General features: G+C 43.6%; 12 protein-coding genes and 1 CRISPR repeat array. Of the genes, 6 read left to right on the top strand and 6 right to left on the bottom strand.

The features are described from left to right. Positions 1–590: 590 nt before the first annotated feature. Genes D1868_RS06610 through D1868_RS06585 form a run of 6 tightly spaced genes read left to right on the top strand, consistent with a single transcriptional unit; the run spans position 591 to position 12069 of the window. The gene (locus tag D1868_RS06610) at positions 591–920 is read left to right on the top strand and encodes a hypothetical protein (RefSeq protein ID WP_156006741.1); all 330 of its coding nucleotides are present in this window, start codon (positions 591–593) and stop codon (positions 918–920) included. Continuing rightward, positions 913–3897 (top strand): DUF1156 domain-containing protein, encoded by a 2985-nt coding sequence (locus D1868_RS06605; protein ID WP_196770214.1) that lies wholly within the window; start codon positions 913–915, stop codon positions 3895–3897. Before D1868_RS06610 ends, D1868_RS06605 begins: the two co-directional genes overlap by 8 nt. Positions 3898–3903: 6 nt before the next feature. Next, positions 3904–7335 carry a DUF499 domain-containing protein gene (locus D1868_RS06600; protein WP_156006737.1) on the top strand — a complete coding sequence of 1144 codons (3432 nt, stop codon included), beginning with the start codon at positions 3904–3906 and terminating at the stop codon, positions 7333–7335. Between the two features lie 5 nt (positions 7336–7340). Continuing rightward, a complete protein-coding gene (locus D1868_RS06595; RefSeq protein WP_156006735.1) occupies positions 7341–7778 on the top strand; it encodes a hypothetical protein in 438 nt (145 codons plus the stop codon). Then, on the top strand, positions 7741–10779 hold the full coding sequence (locus D1868_RS06590) for a protein NO VEIN domain-containing protein (protein WP_196770213.1): 3039 nt from the start codon (positions 7741–7743) through the stop codon (positions 10777–10779). Before D1868_RS06595 ends, D1868_RS06590 begins: the two co-directional genes overlap by 38 nt. Beyond that, entirely contained in the window at positions 10780–12069 is a 1290-nt protein-coding gene (locus D1868_RS06585; protein ID WP_156006732.1) for an MBL fold metallo-hydrolase, read from the top strand. Positions 12070–12588: 519 nt separating this feature from the next. Here D1868_RS06585 and D1868_RS06580 read toward each other — a convergent pair. The 6 genes from D1868_RS06580 to D1868_RS06555 form a co-directional block, all read right to left on the bottom strand. Further along, complete coding sequence (locus D1868_RS06580) at positions 12589–13956, bottom strand: CRISPR-associated DxTHG motif protein (protein WP_156006729.1); 1368 nt, start codon at positions 13954–13956, stop codon at positions 12589–12591. A 201-nt stretch (positions 13957–14157) separates the two neighbouring features. Then, complete coding sequence (locus tag D1868_RS06575; protein WP_156006728.1) at positions 14158–14298, bottom strand: hypothetical protein; 141 nt, start codon at positions 14296–14298, stop codon at positions 14158–14160. A gap of 95 nt (positions 14299–14393) precedes the next feature. Next, positions 14394–14585: a hypothetical protein gene (locus D1868_RS06570; protein ID WP_156006726.1), complete on the bottom strand. Its 192-nt coding sequence runs from the start codon at positions 14583–14585 to the stop codon at positions 14394–14396. A 626-nt stretch (positions 14586–15211) separates the two neighbouring features. Continuing rightward, positions 15212–17219: direct repeats of the CRISPR family, unit length 24 nt; unit sequence GTCGAAATAAGGAAGAACTGAAAG. Positions 17220–17269: 50 nt separating this feature from the next. Beyond that, the gene (locus tag D1868_RS06565; RefSeq protein ID WP_420824468.1) at positions 17270–18157 is read right to left on the bottom strand and encodes an ABC transporter permease; all 888 of its coding nucleotides are present in this window, start codon (positions 18155–18157) and stop codon (positions 17270–17272) included. A 2-nt stretch (positions 18158–18159) separates the two neighbouring features. Then, the gene (locus D1868_RS06560) at positions 18160–19155 is read right to left on the bottom strand and encodes an ATP-binding cassette domain-containing protein (protein WP_156006724.1); all 996 of its coding nucleotides are present in this window, start codon (positions 19153–19155) and stop codon (positions 18160–18162) included. Beyond that, a complete protein-coding gene (locus D1868_RS06555) occupies positions 19148–19555 on the bottom strand; it encodes a PadR family transcriptional regulator (RefSeq protein WP_156006722.1) in 408 nt (135 codons plus the stop codon). The genes D1868_RS06560 and D1868_RS06555 overlap by 8 nt, the downstream gene beginning before the upstream one ends. Positions 19556–20079 lie beyond the last annotated feature (524 nt).

The raw sequence follows: 20079 nt of genomic DNA, 5'->3' as shown, positions 1-20079 counted from the left end.
TCATTAGGGGATTTTATCTGAAAAAATGTTCAAGTCCTTTTATATACTGATTTAACTATTTTTATTAATTAATTCATTTCCTAGGTTTATTGCATTTGTATATGCTCTTAGTTTATCTTTAAGTAATGATGTTATCTATGGTTTTTACCTCAGAGGCTTTAAATAAGGAATAAATCTTCTTTTTTTATATATTAACTTTTTATATATTAATTATATTAATACAAAATTTCATTTTTAAATTTTTTCTCTAGTATAGAACGTAGTCAACCCCTTTAACAACCCCAAAATTAACGAAGGGATAAAAATAAGTCATTAGGGGATTTATCTAGAAAAAATATACAATCTCTGGATATACTGCTACTCAATCAATTACATGCTAAGATCAAAGAGGTTAACGAGGTATTTTCATGTTCCTCCAGCAATTCTTAGAACGACAATGACGAATTGAGGTGCTTAGTTTCAAAGACTCTCTTACCCTCTCGACTCCCCTCAGATGTTATTCCTAATCGAAGAGTAGAACCTTTACTAACAAGATTCGAACAACTGAGGAAAACTAAAGTTTATTAATGTCTATAAAGACAGAGGATCTCATGACGCAAGATACTAAAGCAAACACAAACTTGTTAGATATCGCCACTGAGATAGCAATTTCAGCATACAAACCTATTTCTGCTTCAGGTGGTGGAAAAGGCATACAGCAAAAGCCATCTAGAGGCGAAACCCCTCCTACTTCAGAGGATGAGGATGAAGAGTCCAAGCATGCTGTAAGCAAAACCACAATTAACAACCTTCTCGCGTTATTGCAGACCAAGAGGGACGTAAACTTACTCCTACTTTATACCATGAGGCAGAGCAGTAGAAAACAGAACGAGAGAAAAGAGATAATAGACAAATGCGTGAAGGGTGATGATCGTGAGTAGTAGAGAGGATAGGAGGTTCATCGAGGCCCCTGGGTTCCCGGCTGATGTTGTTAATGAGGCTTCTTCTAAGGAGAAGCAGGGTGGTGGTCGTCCACCCTATTGGGAGATGGTGTTCTGGTGGACAAGGAAGCCCTTGGCTGGGGCTAGGTCAGTTGTTGCTGGGGCGTTGCTACCAGCAGATACTAACTCGCTCGAGTTTAAGTATAACCTGCACCTTACCGAGAGTGTTGCTCATAGGAAGAATCCGTTAATAACGCCAAAGTGGAGGGAGAGGCTTAGCAGAGCCAGACTTTTGGATCCCTTCGCGGGATTTGGAAGTATACCCCTTGAGGCGGTCAGGCTCGGAGTGGGGGAAGTAGTGGCTGTCGAGCTGCTACCCACAGCCTACGTGTTACTCAAGGCGGTGCTAGAATACCCTAAGTGGGCCGTTGAGCGTGGCCTAGGTGAGAAGCTGGTAAAGGATGTGGAACGCTGGGGCGAGTGGGTAGCCAAGAAGCTACAAGAAGACCCAGACATCAGAGAGCTATACGATGATGACGTAGCGGTATACATAGGCACATGGGAGATAAGATGCCCACACTGTGGTAGGCAGACACCACTAGTCGGGAACTGGTGGCTAGCACGGGTATCCAAAGAGACGGTTGAGGAGGAAGGGGAAGAGGAGGAGGGCACGAGGAGTGGTGTATTCAGTCGTTTAGCGTGGATGGAGCCGGTCAAAGCGGGAGACCAAATAGTAATAAAGATAGTAGACCTGAACAAGGAGTTAGGAAGAAAGATATTAAAAGCAAAGGTGAACAGTGGCCAAGGCACAGTGGTAGTTGATGGCAAGACGTATAGGGTGTCTAAGAGTAACATAGACGCGAGGAGAGAGACCGCGATCTGTCTCCACTGTAACAACCAAATACGCAAAGGCGCAAGAGACTGGATCGTCAAGGAAGCAATACGAGAGTGGAACCAAAAACTAGAACAATACCTCTCCAGGCAAATAGACATACAGACACTCAAAGAAACCACGAAGGCCAGACCAAGAATCCTAGCAAAAGTCAAGATTGTTAATGGAGACCTAGAATTCCAGCCAGCAACCCAAGAAGACCAAGAAAAACTGTGGAAAGCACTAGAGAAGCTAAGACAACTATGGGGAGACCCAGACATACCAGCAGAAGAACTATGGAAATATACTGCTAGTGGAGGAGGAGCACTAAGTATATGGACTTGGGGATTTGATAAATTCTATAAGCTCTTCAACCCACGACAGCTATTAACCCTAGTCAAGCTAGTCAAGCTGATACGAGAAGCAGGTAAGAGGGTTGAGGAGGAGAAGCTCAGGGAAGGGTGGAGCAGGGAGGAGGCGCTCAAATACGCCGAAGCAGTAACAACATACCTAGCAATAGCATTACTTAAACACATTAATTACAATAGTATTGTGACCTCTACCGAACCTACACAGAAACTTATCAGAGAAACTCTCGCATTTAGGGGTATTGCTATGACATGGAACTGGGTAGAGGAGTACCCTATTGTGGATATTCTTGGCTCGTATAAGAGGTCGCTAAAATCTGTTATTGATGGTTTGTCTTATCTTGTTTCTGCTGTTAGAGATAGTCCTAGTAGGGTTAGGGTTTTGTTTGACGATGCTACTGTGCTTAGTAAGCTAGATGGTGAGAAGTTTGATGTTATTGTTACTGACCCGCCTTATAGGGATGATGTGCCTTATGCCGAGCTTAGTGACTTTTACTATGTGTGGCTTAAGCGTGCATTGAGCGATGTTATCGATGTTGGTGGTCTGGCTATTAGACAGCCTCGCTTTGTTCCAGAGGCCTTCTTTAGAGATGGAGCTGAGATCGAGGTTCAGTGGAAGTATTTCGCGGATAAAGAAGTTAGTGAGAGTAGTGGTCGCTCCAAGTTCTTTGGTGGAGATACTGGTAGCTTAGAATATTTCAAGAAGCTCTTGACTAAGTCATTCCAAACAATGGCTGGCAAGTTAGCTGATAATGGAATTCTTGTTACGTATTATGCTCATACTAGTCCTGATGCTTGGGAGGCTTTGCTTGATGCTGGTTGGAGGGGTGCTGGTCTTAGGATTACTGTTGCTCACGCCATGGTTACTGAGTCTAAGGACCGGGTTACTGCTCGTGGTAAGGCTGGTCTTGATGTTAGTATTATTGCTGTTTGGCGTAAGGGTGTTAGTGGGCAGGTACTCGCAGGAGAGGCTTATTCCAAGGCGCTCGAGGAGTGCACAGAATATGCGGGTAGTCTTTTGAAAAAGGGGTTTGATGGTGTCAATCTGTTTGTCAGTGTCTTGGGCTGTGTGTTATTCGTCTTCACAAGATATGAGAAGATAGTGGGTGTTAAGAATGTTAAGGAGCTTGTGGAGGAGCACGTGTATCCTGCTACCGCCGAGGCTATTGCTCGTGCCCTTGGCGGAGGCAAGCTGGCTGGGAGGCTCAGTAGTATGTCCCTCTTCTATCTTCTTGGTAAGGTGCTTATTGCTAGGAGGCCTCAGCAGGTTAGGAGGACGCTGGATAGGAGTACTATGGCTATCCTCGCTATTGGCACCCGTAACGAGATGGGGAGGCTGAAGGAGTTTGGGTTGGTGGAGCAGGAGAGTGATAAGTTCCGCTTGCTTGAGCCTGCATGGGATCAGCGCGACCCTGCCGGTGCTGTGAGGTCTGCATTGGAGAAGAGAGGTGTTAATCTGAGGAATCCTGTGGTTAGGACTGCTGTAGACCTCCTGCACCTTCTCGAGTACTATGCTGTGACCATGCCTAAGAGCGAGTTTACCAAGAGGGCTGAGGAGCTTCGCACCATGTATCCCGCGTTATATGAGGAAACCCTGGGCCTGGCACGCATCCTAGCAGAGGTTCTCCAATCCAATGACCCGGAGCGTGAGCTTGTGAACAGAGTTGTTGATACGCTTGCACCCAGACAGGTTGGTATTGATAAATGGGTTAGTATTAATAAAGTAGATGAGGAGTGATGAGTTATGGGGTTCCTAAATTATGTTAAAGTCTGGAGCGACGTGCTCGAACCCAGGCTTGACGAGAAGGCGGCTCCAAGCCTAGGAGGAGTGCATCTGGGTAAGGAGGAGGATATCTACTCGGATCCTGTAGAGTTCTTCAAGAGAACCCTTATTACCAAGCACATGGTTGAGGCTCTCGAGAACGTTGCTGACGCCCTCATGGGCAGAGGTGGTCATAAGCTAGTCATGCTCCTATCGCTGTTTGGTGGCGGTAAGACCCATATGTTGCTCACTATTTACCATGCTTTCCGTAAACCAGACGCTCTCCTGAATGCTAAGACCGAGGATAACGAGACAAGGGAGCGTCTGCACAGGCTTGCCGAGGAGCTATCCAAGATGGGAGGAGTGCGAGTGGTTGTGCTTGATGGCTATTTTAGCGAGCTAGCCCCAACCCCTGTTAACCCCCTAAAGGTTCCTGAAGGTTATAGGGTTCAGACTATCTGGGGGTCTCTAGCCCATCAGCTGGGTCGTTTCGACGAGGTGAGGGAGAACGATGAGAAGCTACTAGCGCCTCCCGCCGATGTGATCCTCAAGCTACTCGGAAACAAGCCCGTCCTGATTCTAGTGGACGAGTTAGCCCACTATGTTGTCGGGCTTAAGTCCACCAGCGACCCCGGGCTCCAGAACTACGGTGACCAGGTTCTATCATTTGTTGAGTCTCTCGCTAAGGCTATTGATCTTTCTAGACATCCAGTTGTCCTCATAGTCTCACTGCCTGTAGAAGAGAGAGGGGAAGGGCTTGAGGTCGAGGAGCGCTATAAGTCTCAGCTTGACGTGGTTAAGAGCCTGCATAAGTCTGTGAGCAGGGTCGAGTCTAAGAGAATAGTTCCTGTAACCTCCTCTGATATAGCAAGCATACTCAAGGTAAGGATTTTTGAGAGCATAGACCATAAGGCGGCTAGGGCGGTATCCTCTAGCCTCGCAGAACTATATAGAGCCGAGGAGAACAAAGAGGTTTTCGGAGATGACGTGGTGAGAAAGGCTCACTTAATCGAGAATACTTACCCCTTCCACCCATCCTACATCAACACACTAGTGGACATCGTGGACAAGCATGAGGGTCTACAGAAAACCAGGGACGCCATCAGGATTACTAGAAAGGTTATCAGAAAACTCGTAAATGCAAAGAGCGCTGCAGAACTCGTTATGCCTTTCCATATTGATATTGAGGATCGAGAGATAAGGGGCATATTATTCTCTGACGTGCTATACAGACAGTACGACACAATATTGGAGGATGATGTGGTAGAGAGGACTAAGAGCTATGAGAAACCCGAGCTAGCCAAGACTATAGCTAAAACAATACTCGTTAAGACCTTCGTCTATACTGGCTCGATTAAGCAGCAGCTCCAACTATACCCTGACAAGCACGAGATCATAGTATCGACATTCGAGCCCAGCATGGCGAGAGCCCTTAATCTACAGCCGAAGGATTACCTGGACGCATTGGAGTGGGCCTCCAACAACCTTGTCTACCTGCTAAGCGAGAGCGAGCGTTACTGGTTCACCCAGATTGTCTCACCAATAGGGATGGTTGAGATGACCGCAAAAACTATAGATGACCATGAGGCGCTTAAGAAGGTCGAAGAGTATGGTTGGAGGCTTCTAACCACTTCCTATAAGGATGTGGTATCAGGCTCGCGGAAGCATAAGCAGGGAGGAGAAGCAGCAGAGACACCCTTCAACACAGGCTCCAGCATGGTCTTGGTCGAGCCCAAACCCGTGGATCATGACTCAAGAGACTACATATTGGTGGCGGTTCTTTCACCTATCCAGAGTAGCGATATAGAGAAAGTAATCTATGAAACCACTAATGGCGAGTTAAGGAGATACGCCAACACAGTCTACATAATATATCCGCGTGATAGTAATAGTGTCTTGCAGATGATCAGAGATGCCAAGCACTTAATCGCGTGTGATATAGTGAGTGAGGAGCTCGACTCCATGTATAAGGATGAAGACGACCGTGAGGTCATGAAAAAGAAGCTTAAAAGATATTGCGAGGGAATGGAGGGAGTAGAGGGTAAGCTCGTTAGAAGTATACTTGCTGGCCTAAACCTCGTTGCATACCCAAGCTTCGATGAAAAGAGTCATAGGAATACATATAAGTTTACAAACGCAACCATGGCTGATACTATAATAGAGACAGCTACACATGCTCTCAAGAGCGATAATCCGCCAAAACTATACGACGAGCTGGACTTCAGCGTGCTCGAATACATGCTATCCCAGATTGGTATAGAATTATCTGAAGGAAATTTCGCAAAAACAGTTTCGGATATTGTTGACTACTTCTACTCTAACCCCAGACTACCTATGGTAAGGGAAGAGACCATTAAGCAAGCTTTAATTGATGGTGTAAAGAGCCTTAAGATTGGAGTTAAGAGGCAGGACAAGATATTCTTCAAGAAGGTGTATGAATGTAGGTCTAGGCAAGACTGCAACCCACCTTCGATAGTGGAAGGAGAAGCTCCGCATAGCTTGGAGCCGAGTGATTTGATACTACCGTGGAGAACAGCTCTCCAGGAACAGCTTGAAGGCCTGGGACATGTGAAGGAGGAGAGAGTAGGGGGTGGAATAAGAAGGATATGGTATGCATTCTACATTGATGGGAGCCTGGTGCCTGTAGCTGAGGCTTCGAAGAGACCAGACCTTGAGGTACTGCATAATAGCCCATTGGTTAGAATTACAGAGTTTATAGAGGAGGGTGTGGACGTTAAGCTGGACAACTATGAAATTACTGCTCTGCCGGGCGAGGAGGTAACAGTAACAGTGCTTATAGAGAGAATCGGTGGGTTCAAAGGAGACTTGTCCTTGGTGGCTACCTTTGGCACGCTAAGCTCTAATGCACTCAGTATCAGTGACGAGAGTCCGTCGGCAAAAATAGATTGGAGGATAAAGGCGCCGGAGGAGCCAGGTACTTACAGCTATGAAGTGAGAGTTATGAACGCTTCTGGAAATGTGCTAAAGACCTCTTCACTAAAAATCATAGTTAAGCCAAAAGGCCGTGAGGCGGTCAAGGGTGTTCCGCCTAAGGACACTAAGCTCTCGGTGATAGAGGTTAAGGTTCCCGTCTTCAACTTCAAACCACTTAGAATAATTGACACGAAATTTAGCTCTAACTGCGAAGTCGAGGAGGCAGTACTTGAGTTAGAGGCTGAAATATCTGGTAAGAAGCCCAGAGCATCCTTAAGGCTTAGCAGTGTGAGCATCGATGACGTGATAAATATTTTCCCAGCTATCGCACAGAGATACGGTATCGCCGTGAAGAGCGCGAGCTATTGGATTAGGTTGAGGCCGCGTAATGGGGACTACATTATAGCTCCAGAGTTTACTCAAGAGGAGGCGAGGGAGATTGGGGACTATATGACCTATAATGTCTTCGAAGGAGGTTGATAGCCATGGAGGCGAGCGAGAAACGAGCAATTCTGCGTTTCTCCACTAGGAGGGTTGGAAAGCAAAGGAGACCAGTAGAGGTTGTCCATTTCTACAGCTCATATGGTGTAAAAGACTTCCATGCCTACTGCGAGCGTGGGGTTATCTCAAGCTTTCTCGAAAGGGTAAATGCGGATGTGAGGCGGGGCAGAAAAGGTGGAACCATATATTTGGAGGGAGATAGAGCTGATGATCTCTTTAGGAGGCTCATTATCCTTGCCGCCTGCAGGCAGTGCACTAGAAGCCAGGCTAAGATACCTGAGATAGCGGAAAAGGTAGCTAGTCTTGGAGAGGTCGCGACGCTCTTCTGGTACAGCAGAGTCCTCGAAGAGTATGAAAAGAGGGGGTTCTGGGGGGTGTGTAGGGTTGCAAGGGCCTTCCGGGTTCTCTACAGAATCGACTAGAGAACAGATCCTGAGCTTACTCGGTAAAGTTCTTGAGGGGTATAGGCTCCATCCCTTCCTCTTTATCCTGAATACTAAAGCTGACCCACCAATATTGCCGTTAGCCCATCAGACGGAGCTACTATTTCGGCTAGCTTTCCGTAAGCCCGTGCGGGTTCTAATAGGTGACGAGATAGGCTTAGGCAAGACCATTGAAGCAATACTTATAGTCAGGTTTCTCGAATATAGAGATGGAGTTAGGAGAATACTGGTACTCGTTCCTAGGATTCTCGTGGAACAATGGAGGTTAGAGCTTAAGAGGTTTGGAATTCATGCGAAGGTCATAGAGAGAGGAAATATCTCTAATCTCGCTAAGCAAGGCTTCCCTGAAGGATGGTATATTGCTTCTATAGACCTTGTTAAAAGGGAGGAGTACAAGCCAAAGATTGTTGGTGTAGACTGGGATGTGGTTATTGTTGATGAGGCTCATAGAGTAGGGATAATTAGGTCGGGCCGGAAGAGCATTACGCAGAGATATGAGCTAGTGGAGGAGCTAGCAAAGGTTACTAACCGAAACATCATTTTACTATCAGCAACCCCACACAGGGGGCATGCTACAGATTACATTTCTAGGTTAAAGCTTGTAGACCCCTACCTTGAAGGCGACGAAAAGGAGCTGGATAATGACCCATTCTACAGGCTTACACGTGACTCGATCTTGATGCGCAGAACTAAGATGGATGTGAATGAGGTCTACGAGCATAGAGAGATATTCAAGAAAGCCAGATTCATCGCTAGGGTCATAGAAGCTACAGGAGAAGAGACTGAGTTCAACGAGCTTCTATTTGAATTTCTGCGAGATAAACTATTAAAGTACTATGAATACCTCGATGACGAGCCTAAGGCTCTCCCCCTGCTACTCGCACTTATAGCTAAGAGGGCCTCCTCAAGCCCCTATGCTGCTATGTTAACGCTGGAGAGAATGCTCCATAAGAGGTCTCTTGTAATCGAGGGAAAGTCTCCCTCTTTGGCTGAGGCCAGCAAGCTTGACGAAGAAGCTGAAAGCATAGTTGAGGCTTACCTAGGCCTGGGCTTTGAAGACTATAGTGAAGCAGGTGACTTGGATAAAGAGGTTGAGCCCGACGAGCTCATTAATAGATTTGTAGATAAGTGTAGTACTCTGCTCGAGGAACAGGATCTACAAGAAATTGAGAACCTCTTTAAACTAGCAAGAACCATAGTGGACAGCAATGATAGCAGGTTAAGGGGCGTCCTTAAGCTTATACGTGACCATCTCGATAAAGGAGATAAGATTGTGGTATTCACCGAGTATAAGGATACAGCTGAGTATATTTACAGCAAGCTTAAGGATGAAATGCCTGATATATTCAAGGTAACAGCACTCATCACATCCGAGGGAATAACTATCCCAGGCTGGAAGAAGCGTGAAAGACCTGGTATTGAAGACCTGAAACGGTATCTCCAGCATGGACAGGTTAAACTCATTATTTCAACAGATGTCGCGGCCGAGGGGCTGAACTTACAGGCGGCAAACATCATTATAAACTATGAACCCAGCTGGAGCCCTATCAAAGTAGAACAGCGTCTTGGGAGAGTATGGAGGCTCGGTCAAGAAAGAGAGGTGACAAGCTACACGGTATTTCTAGCAATAAAAAGCGATAAAGATGTTCTAGATATTCTGTACAGAAAGTTGCTTGCTTGGGGACGCTCCCTCCAGGAATCCAGGGTAGCTATTGGAGAGGAGGTGGTCATAGACATGATGACTGATGAGGGTTCTACAACGATCCCTATTGATGTAGGGAAGGGAACACCGAGGTACAGCGAGTACAAAGCAATATTGACATATATAAGTGGGGGTCGTAAAGCGCTAGAGAAGTATGTTCAAAATATCATAAGTGCTCTAGCGTCTCTAAAGAAGAACCTTGAGAAAGTAGGTCTAACTAGGAGGAATATTACAGATATGATTGAGAAGTTTCTCAGCAACGTTTTAGGTGATTTACGCGGGAATGATATTGATAGGGTACTCAAGGAACTATTCATGATAGCGGCAGAGCTTAGGGGATTGAGTATTAAAAAAGAGGGGGATAGGGTATTTGCTGGAGCATTTATACTAAACAATGCATATGACTTTTACAGCAGCACTGTCACGCTTCTTTCAAATACTGGTAGCCTGGATAAACCTGTTTACCTAGTATCCTCGGCACAGATAGAGGGTTTGAAGGAGTTGCATTTATTCAAAATCACGGTATTCTTTAAAAATAGGCCTATCTACTCAGAAACTGCGGGCGTTGGGGTTAAAGTAGACTCTATTAAGTTGCTCAGAGGAAGAGAATTACTTGATATAATTGTTAAGGCTTTATCACCGAGCCAAGTTGTATCGAGTCCACAGGAATACTATATCTCAAATGAGCTCTTACAAGACTTAAAGGGGAGAGCTTTAGGGGAAGTTACGAATACTGTTGCACGAGGAGCGATAAAGGAATTAATTAATTACGTATCGAAGCTTGAGGAACTAGGCTTTAGTACACGCCACCAAGATTGGGAACCCAGGGACTTGGGTGTATACAGCAATAGGTCTGAGTATCTTGGAGCAATTATTTTCACAACGCCTTCTGAAATTAGTCCCGGCGGGGCTGTTCCACCAATCAGTGTTAAGGAAGTGGAAGAAGCTGCAATGAGCTTAGCCATGGAATACGAGAAGAAGTCGGGGAGAATACCTGAGGATGTCAGTATGAGAGAGCATTTTGATATTCTAAGTAGGGATCCTCGAACTGGCGAGATACGGTTTATAGAGGTTAAGGGGAAGTCCGGCTTGGACCTCGAAATCGAGCTTACCGAGACAGAGTTTAGTGTTGCCAAGGAGAAGGGGGAGAAGTATTGGCTCTACATAGTTTACGGGATTGGGACAGGGAAACCCAGGCTCTTAGCTGTGCGAGACCCTGTTAACAACATGAAGTGGAGAGAGGATATTATTAAGAGATATAGACTCAGGCCAGAGTAGGTGTCAACCCTGAGGCCGCAACTGACCCTAACTGAGGGCTCGATAACCCTTGAGATCTATGGTGGGTATAGAGAGATTGGTGGAAACTGTATAGTCATCAAGGATAGAGATAAGAAGATAGTTTTCGATAATGGTATCAGATTCCAGGTCCTTAGGAAATACTATCGCGGGAGTATACGGCCTTTAGGCATAAACGAGCTGAGAAGCATTGGTGCCATACCCCCGCTAAATGTGTTTGAGAATATCGATGCACTCTACATATCTCATTTTCATCTAGACCACCTAGGGTTGCTTGGAGCACTACCTCCCGGAACCAGGGTCTATGTTCCATCAATAAGCATACTGGAGACGATTGAGGAATGGTATAGAGCATCATCTACATGGCTGGCAGAACTGCCTCGCAAGCTACATATAGAGGTTATTGAGCTAATACCACACCGAGAAGACGAGCGTGGTGTAACACCTATACCAGTAAGCCATAGTGCTTACCCTTCCTACGCACTAGTCTACAATGGGTATGACAAGACGATATTCTATAGTGGTGACTTCCGAGTTAGCGGGCCACTAGGCCCCAGAATTAATACCACAGATAATATAGATAGAGTTCTTGGCTCCGGGAGCGCTGACATTGCTCTATTAGAGGGCACCAATATAGGGGGTATAGAGACACCTATAGGTTCTGAAGAATTCAGGAGCATACTAAACAAGGTTCTAATGGGAAGCGGACTAGCGATGATCTCAATTGATCCTCTAGACTTCGAACTACTGACAGCAATCTCAGAGCTGGCATCACTTAACGGCAGAACAGTTGTCATATCATCCTCTAGGCTGGTCGATATTCTCCCGCAGTGGCTTAGCAGCGCATTCAATGCGAATAACTTAATGCTAGCTGTAGCCTCTGATCTAGAGAAGCCATCCCTAGCACCAGTAGACTACGTTAGCCTGAAGCACGACGTGTTAAAGGATCCAGGTGGCTTCCTGCTGGTACAAGAGCCCATAGGCTTCTTGGAGATGCTTAGGCGGATGAGGATTTGGGGAGAGGAGCTACCAAACGGCGCTATAGCAATCCTAACCACACCAGAACCCTTAGAGGCTGAGGCAGAGGTCGAGGAGAAAACCCTTGCATACTGGCTATACATGCTAGGAGTACATGTCTACAGAATAAGGCTCTCCGGACACTATTACCCACACGAACTAAAAAACATACTAAACACAGTAAAACCGAAGAAGCTAATACCAATACACACTAGGCATCCAAGCCTAGTACTCAAACTAGCAAATAGTCGATAACTAATAGATTAGGTAAACCATACCACCATGGTATGTTGGCTGTTTACTAGGTAATTTTTAAGGTGGTTTAGCTACTGAGCCGCTGATATAGCCCCCAATAGCGAGCAATGAGGCGGTTGTGGGGTCCAAGTCAGTTGATCATCCCCTCATTTTTTTCTCCCGCTCTGTCGGGCTTTATCCTTCACTGCGGTAGCATTCGGAGGGACTCTTCGCTTATTTGAGCGTTATGGTTTTTCAGCTAGTGCCTAGCATTATTCAACAAATAACCCCGGCAGCAATCATTAAAAACCCCGGCACTTCTTCCGTTTGCACTAATAATCCTAATAACTGGGTTGATCACTTATGCTTTGATGGATCATTTTTTGAGAACCCCTTATCATCAGAATAACTACATGCTTCTTTCTTTTGCACCATTACTATTGCTAGGAGTGCTCGTCGAGGATGCAAAAACAGGTGTGGAACCCCGCTAAAAGCTTAGATACCTACGAGCAATACAGATCTTGGGCATCTGCCCACAGCTCAGAGCATGTGGGGGAGCCCTGCCTTGATGACGGCATAGCCATCAGAGGCGGGAGGGTAAATCTGATCCCCCGTTAGGAGTTCCTTTATGTTTTCTCTTATACTATCTAGCTCGTATTCTAGTAGTAGTTTTCCAATGTATTTAATGCATATCTTCTTTAAACATTCTATGCTGTATAGGTTATATTCGTTGTTGATTACTGTGTAGTTAATCTCTTTTCCAATGCTTTGCCTGACTTTGCTAAGTAGATCCTTTGCATATATTATGCTCATGATCAGGTCTTGGTCTAGAATATATTCTCTCGATATAGTTACCTCACTATCCTTGCTCTCTATGTTACACTCATTCCAAACTATTTCCTCGAAATCTGGTATTTTCACATCGTATTCTTGGGTAAGCTTCTCGATCAGGTACAGTGCTAGCCCATAATCATATGCCTTGCTTATAACTTTAAGGTCTTCCTTGAGGGTCTTAACCTTTTGCTTAAGTTCATCTAGACTTTTCAATCCAATGCTCTGGGGTTTCTCGGGTCTCCTCATATAGTAGAGCTTTCCCTTAGCATTCTCAATAACAATATCTGAGATCTCCCTGAGGAGGGGTAAGGGCTCCTCAGAAATTCTCTTAACCATAACGAAATGGATCGTGGATTCCTGAGTGTTTTGTTGAACAGGATCAGAGTTTGTCACAGCTAACCCAACCTCTCCCGAAGATAGAGCGCTATAGACCTTGACAGGCCTCTCAATAGATCTTATTGCTAGGGATGGCATGTAATTCACACCATGGGTTATATCCAGAATAACAGCGTCCGGTTTTAGCTCGAGCAGACTCTTAAATACTATATATTCGAAGAGAAATGAAAATAATAGTGGAGAGTTATTATATTTAAAAACCCTCTTCCCAGAATTACAGGTTATATTATAGACACCAGCACCAGGAAGAATATGGATCCCCGCAACCTTGTCCATCATATCCTCAAAGTACTTCTTAACCCATAAATTGAGGATCTCGCGGGCAGCATCTCTTAAACACGATGGGATATTACCACATAACCTCCCAACGATCTCAGAGTGCTTTTGGTTCACATCCTTCTTCTCATTATCCCCGCCCGCGCTCGAGGAGGTGAGTGTTTCGAGCCCAAATATGAGGGCCTTAGTACTCCAGCCAGACTCCTCAAGAGCTTTTATAAGCGCTACAGTAGTGGAGTAGCTGGGGATGGGCTTCCCATCATAGGGTTGCCATTCCGAGTACTTCCCCCACTCCTCAATACTTGGGGGCTTGACCTCGAGAAGATAATTAACCTTTCGCCATGGGGAGGGCAGGCCCCATGTAGCAACCACAAGTATCCTTTTGGCATTCTCTAAACCCATATAGACCCCCCACTATTTAAGATATAGATTCCTCCACTATTTAAGCCCATGGACTCCTGGCTCTAATAGTGCCTTAACCCACTCTTGGTTATATACTCCTTCCCAGATTAGGCCCAAGTTCTCTAGCGCCTCCATTCTCAGCATCACAGCCTCCTCTGAAAGGCTCTTGAGCATCTCTAGGGGGGAACACCTGAAGAATCTCTATGTCGTTGGAAGCCTCATGTTATCAACACCAAGCACGACAGCTGCAGTAGTCAAATGAGCAGACTCAGCCTTAAGCTCAGGGGTAACGTTTACATAGAGCTGTGACCAACATCTCAACAATCTCAGCCATCGCAGCATCAAAATCCTCCACCGAAGAAGCCATGGCCACAACCCTCTTCTCGACGGCTAGGATAGAGTTACACGCATTAGTAGCAAAGAGCTTCACAAGGGTCTCAGAAGCCCCACACCAAGCTTGGCACAAGGATGAGAGGTCCCCAGAAGCCTTCCCTAGCATACGAAAAAAGCCTCTCAATCTCCCTCAGCTTTTCGCACAGTCTTCTCTCCCACTCAGAGATCCCGTGACCATTAACAAAAGTCTTTCCTTCAGAAGTATTGACATAGTTCCTCAACAGCGATGTGCCCACGGGTAGTATACGAACACATTTATATCCCAAACAACCACCTCACAGAATTAACTGCATGGAGGAATAAAATCATTTCCAATTCTTTATTTAGTAGATCTTCCGATCCAGCTGAAAGGTATTACGTGAAAAGAGGTAAAACTAGTTGAATAGTAGGAATCTTTCTATTTATAGTTAATTTAAGATCTTTTCTTCTTAGCATTATTCTTCTATTCTACAAACACTTTATACACGTTAATAGAAAGGTTTATTACCTAGTTTAAATTATCTCAGATTAATTCGAAAAATACTTTGTGAATTCAAAGTCTAGTACTGTTCTTGTCTTTTTATTTGTTAATAATCATTTTATACTCCTCAAAATGAGGGAGGAGTAAAAATTCTAGTCAAACAGATGTCATTTTTACTGTTGAAATTGACGACTTAACTTTTAGGCATTCTACAGAGTTTAAATAGGGGTTATTAATTTTACTGTTGAAACGAGTACGTAAAAATAAGGGGGTTAATGATAGTTTCTACACTCAACCCCCTTAATCACTGTTGAAAAGCAACGCTTATTACTTACTACTTCTACACTATCAGTAGAGAATAGTGTAAAATGAAGGAAAGAAAGGACGTAGGGGCGAGGCACGGTCGAAATAAGGAAGAACTGAAAGTCACAAGATCTTTCTTTTCTTCAACAAGTTTCCAGTCGAAATAAGGAAGAACTGAAAGGAGCTACGAAGTAAACATCACTAACAATGTTCCAGTCGAAATAAGGAAGAACTGAAAGTAAATTTCGGTGGAATAGACTGTTTCTTTGACGGGTCGAAATAAGGAAGAACTGAAAGCAAAGCTTAGTTCCTACATGAGCATGATGTGCCTCATGTCGAAATAAGGAAGAACTGAAAGAGGCACCATAACCACCGATAGTAGTGCCATAAGTGTCGAAATAAGGAAGAACTGAAAGTCCAGGTTAGTTAGCAATCTATCGTCAAACTTTAGTCGAAATAAGGAAGAACTGAAAGAAAATGGAACTAAAAATAAAATACGAAGAAGATCAGTCGAAATAAGGAAGAACTGAAAGATCCCCATTATTTAATTATGCTAAAGGGATATTTGTCGAAATAAGGAAGAACTGAAAGAACTCTTTTTGTGATAATATTTTTCCCTCCTCTAGTCGAAATAAGGAAGAACTGAAAGAACTCTTTTTGTGATAATATTTTTCCCTCCTCTAGTCGAAATAAGGAAGAACTGAAAGAACTCTTTTTGTGATAATATTTTTCCCTCCTCTAGTCGAAATAAGGAAGAACTGAAAGAACTCTTTTTGTGATAATATTTTTCCCTCCTCTAGTCGAAATAAGGAAGAACTGAAAGAACTCTTTTTGTGATAATATTTTTCCCTCCTCTAGTCGAAATAAGGAAGAACTGAAAGAACTCTTTTTGTGATAATATTTTTCCCTCCTCTAGTCGAAATAAGGAAGAACTGAAAGAACTCTTTTTGTGATAATATTTTTCCCTCCTCTAGTCGAAATAAGGAAGAACTGAAAGAACTCTTTTTGTGATAATATTTTTCCCTCCTCTAGTCGAAATAAGGAAGAACTGAAAGTAAGCTTCTTAGCATCAAAACGATTGTGAAGATTAGTCGAAATAAGGAAGAACTGAAAGCTAGTATGAAATTAAAACCACGTAGCAGACCATACAGTCGAAATAAGGAAGAACTGAAAGAATTTTTTGAACATACTTTTCTTTTTGCCATTCGTGTCGAAATAAGGAAGAACTGAAAGTTGCACTGAATAGTACATCCTTTGTTATCAGTTCGTCGAAATAAGGAAGAACTGAAAGTTACAAGATGCACTTACTGATGCCGCTAATAGGTGTCGAAATAAGGAAGAACTGAAAGTCCTCCGCATTATACAGCAAATCCTTGAGTAAATGTCGAAATAAGGAAGAACTGAAAGTTACTCGTCGCCAGTGAAAACGTCATCGTTATTATGTCGAAATAAGGAAGAACTGAAAGTTATATATTCAGGTATTTGTTGTATTTGGGATTCGTCGAAATAAGGAAGAACTGAAAGGGGTCATCCTTATTGGCGATCTTACTGGCGATAAGAGTCGAAATAAGGAAGAACTGAAAGCATAAGTTCCTTGCCACACAATCTACATTTAATCGTCGAAATAAGGAAGAACTGAAAGCCTGGACAATTTACTGGAATTCCTTTCTCCTCAGGGTCGAAATAAGGAAGAACTGAAAGTCAATCCCAAAGAAAGTTGGAACATTGAGCATTTGTCGAAATAAGGAAGAACTGAAAGTAACCCACTCCAATACCTCAAGCATATCATGTTTCGTCGAAATAAGGAAGAACTGAAAGCTTTCTATAGCTAACATACCCCATATACTTGTATGTCGAAATAAGGAAGAACTGAAAGAACTCCAGAACTCCGAATAACATACTGTCTCACTTGTCGAAATAAGGAAGAACTGAAAGATGCTTACTCTTGTTTAGTCTATCAGTCACAAGGAGTCGAAATAAGGAAGAATTGAAAGATTTTACCCGATATTGGGTGGTGTAACAGTGTCGAAATAAGGAAGAATTGAAAGTCCAACGCTTCTCTCACAGATAGCTTTCCAGCAAGGTCGAAATAAGGAAGATCTGAAAGTTAATTTCCACGCTAGAAGATTCTAATATCTGTAGAAAAAAGAGAAAACCTTAAGAGCTGAGATATTTCCACGATAGGACTATACCGATTCCGGATAGGATTATGGCAAACACAACGAGGTAAATGAAGTCTATTGTTAGGTTTGTTTGTATACCTAGTAGCATATCCCTTATTACTGCATTTGAATAAGTTAACGGGTTTACCTCAGCAACTGGCTTTAACCAGGAGGGCATCGACTTTATAGGATAAAACGCGTTGCTGGTAAATAGTAACGGTAGATTGAGTAGGTTCATCACAGACATTTGAGACTGCCATGAGGTTGCTCTAATGGCAATTACTAAGAAGAGGGAGGAAAGTCCGAAGGACATCAGGAATAGAGCGGCGTAAGCTCCTAGAAAGTCAAAGACGTTTATTCCAGGGTAAAAGGACATCCCTAACAGCACTGCTACAGCTAATACGATAGTAGCCTGTACTAATGACCTGATCACAGAAGACAAGACTTTGCTCATGATTATGTTACCCCTCGGTACTGGGGTTGTTAAAAGCCTATCCAATACTCCTAACCTTCTATCCCATACCATTGACATACCGCTCTGCATTGAAGTGAACAATACAATGAATGATAGCATTCCCGCAGCGAGGTAGGAAAAGTAATCTGTTGTACCGAAAGTTTGTTTCAATATCTCCTGCCCTATTTGGTCAATTACGCTTTTCGGTATGTTCAACCCTGGTATTGAAAGAGAAGTTCCTGAGAATAAACTCTGTAGGTTCATAGCCTTTCCGAAAAGTGCTATCCAGAATATCGGTTGTACTATAGATAGAAGGAGGATAACTGGAGCCTTATACCACTTCTTTAACTCCCTATTTGTTAAAGTCCAGAGACCGTGGAATGGAGAGTTGTTTACCTCTTCTCTCCTTTGTTGTATTTCCTCAACCATGTTTACCCCCTCGCCCTCCTAAGAGTCCTTCTCATTAGGAAAGCCTCCCTTGAATCCCCTTCTTCATCTCTCATCTTTCTACCCGTATATTCCATATAGACCTCGTCCATTGTAGGCTTTGTTATGGACATTCTAGACACCTTCAACCCGTTCTTTATTAACCTCTCAAGAATTTGAGGGGCAGTCTCTTCTCCGTTCTTCGCTTTTATCCTCAACATGCCGTCGACTTTCTTAACATCCAGTACCCCATCGAGATTCTGTAACAATTTCATAGCCTCATCATCGTTCGAGGTAGTCAATGTAACCACGTCACCGCCTATACTTTCCTTTAACTCTTTTGGCGATCCAATAGCAAGTATCTTGCCGTGGTCGATTATAGCTATCCTATCAGCGTAAAGGTCTGCCTCCTCTAGGTAGTGAGTAGTGACGAAGATAGTCATTCCGTACTCCCTCTTAAGCTTCATAATGTAGTTCCAAATTGCGTTTCTGGTTTGAGCGTCTAGACCCAAAGTTGGTTCGTCCAAGAATAGAATTTTAGGTCTGCTTATCAAAGACATTGCTATTTCTAACCTCCTCCTCATTCCTCCACTATATGTCTCTACTTTTCTGTTCATGGCTTGTGTCAGCTCTACCATATCGAGTAGTTCCTTAGCCCTCTCCTTAGCTACGTCCTTATTTATACCGTATAGTCCCGCCATCATCATCATATTCTCCCAGCCTGTTAAGTCCTCGTCAGCTGTGAACTCTTGTGGAACTACTCCAATGGATCTCCTCACTCCTGCTGGGTCTTTGATTATATCGTAGCCATTAACTATAGCAGTCCCCTCCGTAGGCTTTAGTACTGTAGTAAGCATTTTTATGGTGGTTGATTTTCCAGCACCATTAGGTCCTAGGAAGCCAAATATTTCTTCCTCTCTAACCTCGAAGTTTATATGGTCGACTGCTACTAACTTACCAAAAGCCTTAGTGAGGTTTATTGCCTTTATCGCCTCACCCACCTTTTATCACCTCCTCGATTTTCCTCAACGCCTTTTCTATTCTTTCCTTGTATTGAGAGAGTTGTGTCTTGTCTGCTTCAGCGAAGAATGTTGCTAATCCTTCCAGTTCCTCTATTGCGTCGATAATGCTACTTCTGTGTTTTAAAGGTATAATCCCTTCAATCTCTTTAATTCCCTTATCGGTTATGGTGTACTTCTCACCGTCGATTTTTCTGATCAATCCTTCTTCTTCCATTTTGCTTAGCAGGGGGTATACTGATCCAGGTGAAGGTTTCCAGAAGCCCCATGTCATCTTATATATGTCATCTATGATATCTATTCCTCTCTTAGGCGATTGGTAGAGTAGCCATAGTATCATTGATCTTAGTCTTCCTCTTTGTTTTGCTATTAGTTCACTCATAAGATCGAAATCGATAGTAAAATATTTAAAGTTTTCGAAATCGATAGTAAAAATTTTGCTGGAGTAATAATAAATAAGGGTGGGAGAAAAGCATTGTAGCAAATTTAAAGGGAGCGGAAGGTCTAGCCAAGGGGATGGATAGTCCGCTTAAATAAATGAAATTTGTTCAGTTTCCCTTTTAGTGATGCTAACCACATTCATCCCCAGCTTAATGGGAGTGTGGAAATCAGCATCTCTCCTTTTTGGATTAAAGTCCCTGTTATCAATTTAGGGATCTCTAGGCCACTGACTGCCCATAGATTTAGTCCCGAATTGATGGTGGGAACTATGAGGAGGGGAACATCGATGGCGAGTAGGAAGTCAAGTTAAAGAGAAAGGATCGTTAGACATGTACTCTATAAACTGAGAGATTTATCCGTTGTTAATCACTCCGACAATTTACTTGTTCATGTTGAATCAAATTTTAAATTAGCTCTTTTTGCGTATGGACGTAAAAATATTGGTCTTATTCTACGGGTACGGGT

The organism is Stygiolobus azoricus, from assembly GCF_009729035.1.
In the GTDB taxonomy this organism is placed as follows: domain Archaea; phylum Thermoproteota; class Thermoprotei_A; order Sulfolobales; family Sulfolobaceae; genus Stygiolobus; species Stygiolobus azoricus.
Note: the sequence above shows the minus strand (reverse complement) of the source record. Positions and strands in the feature narration are given on the sequence as shown.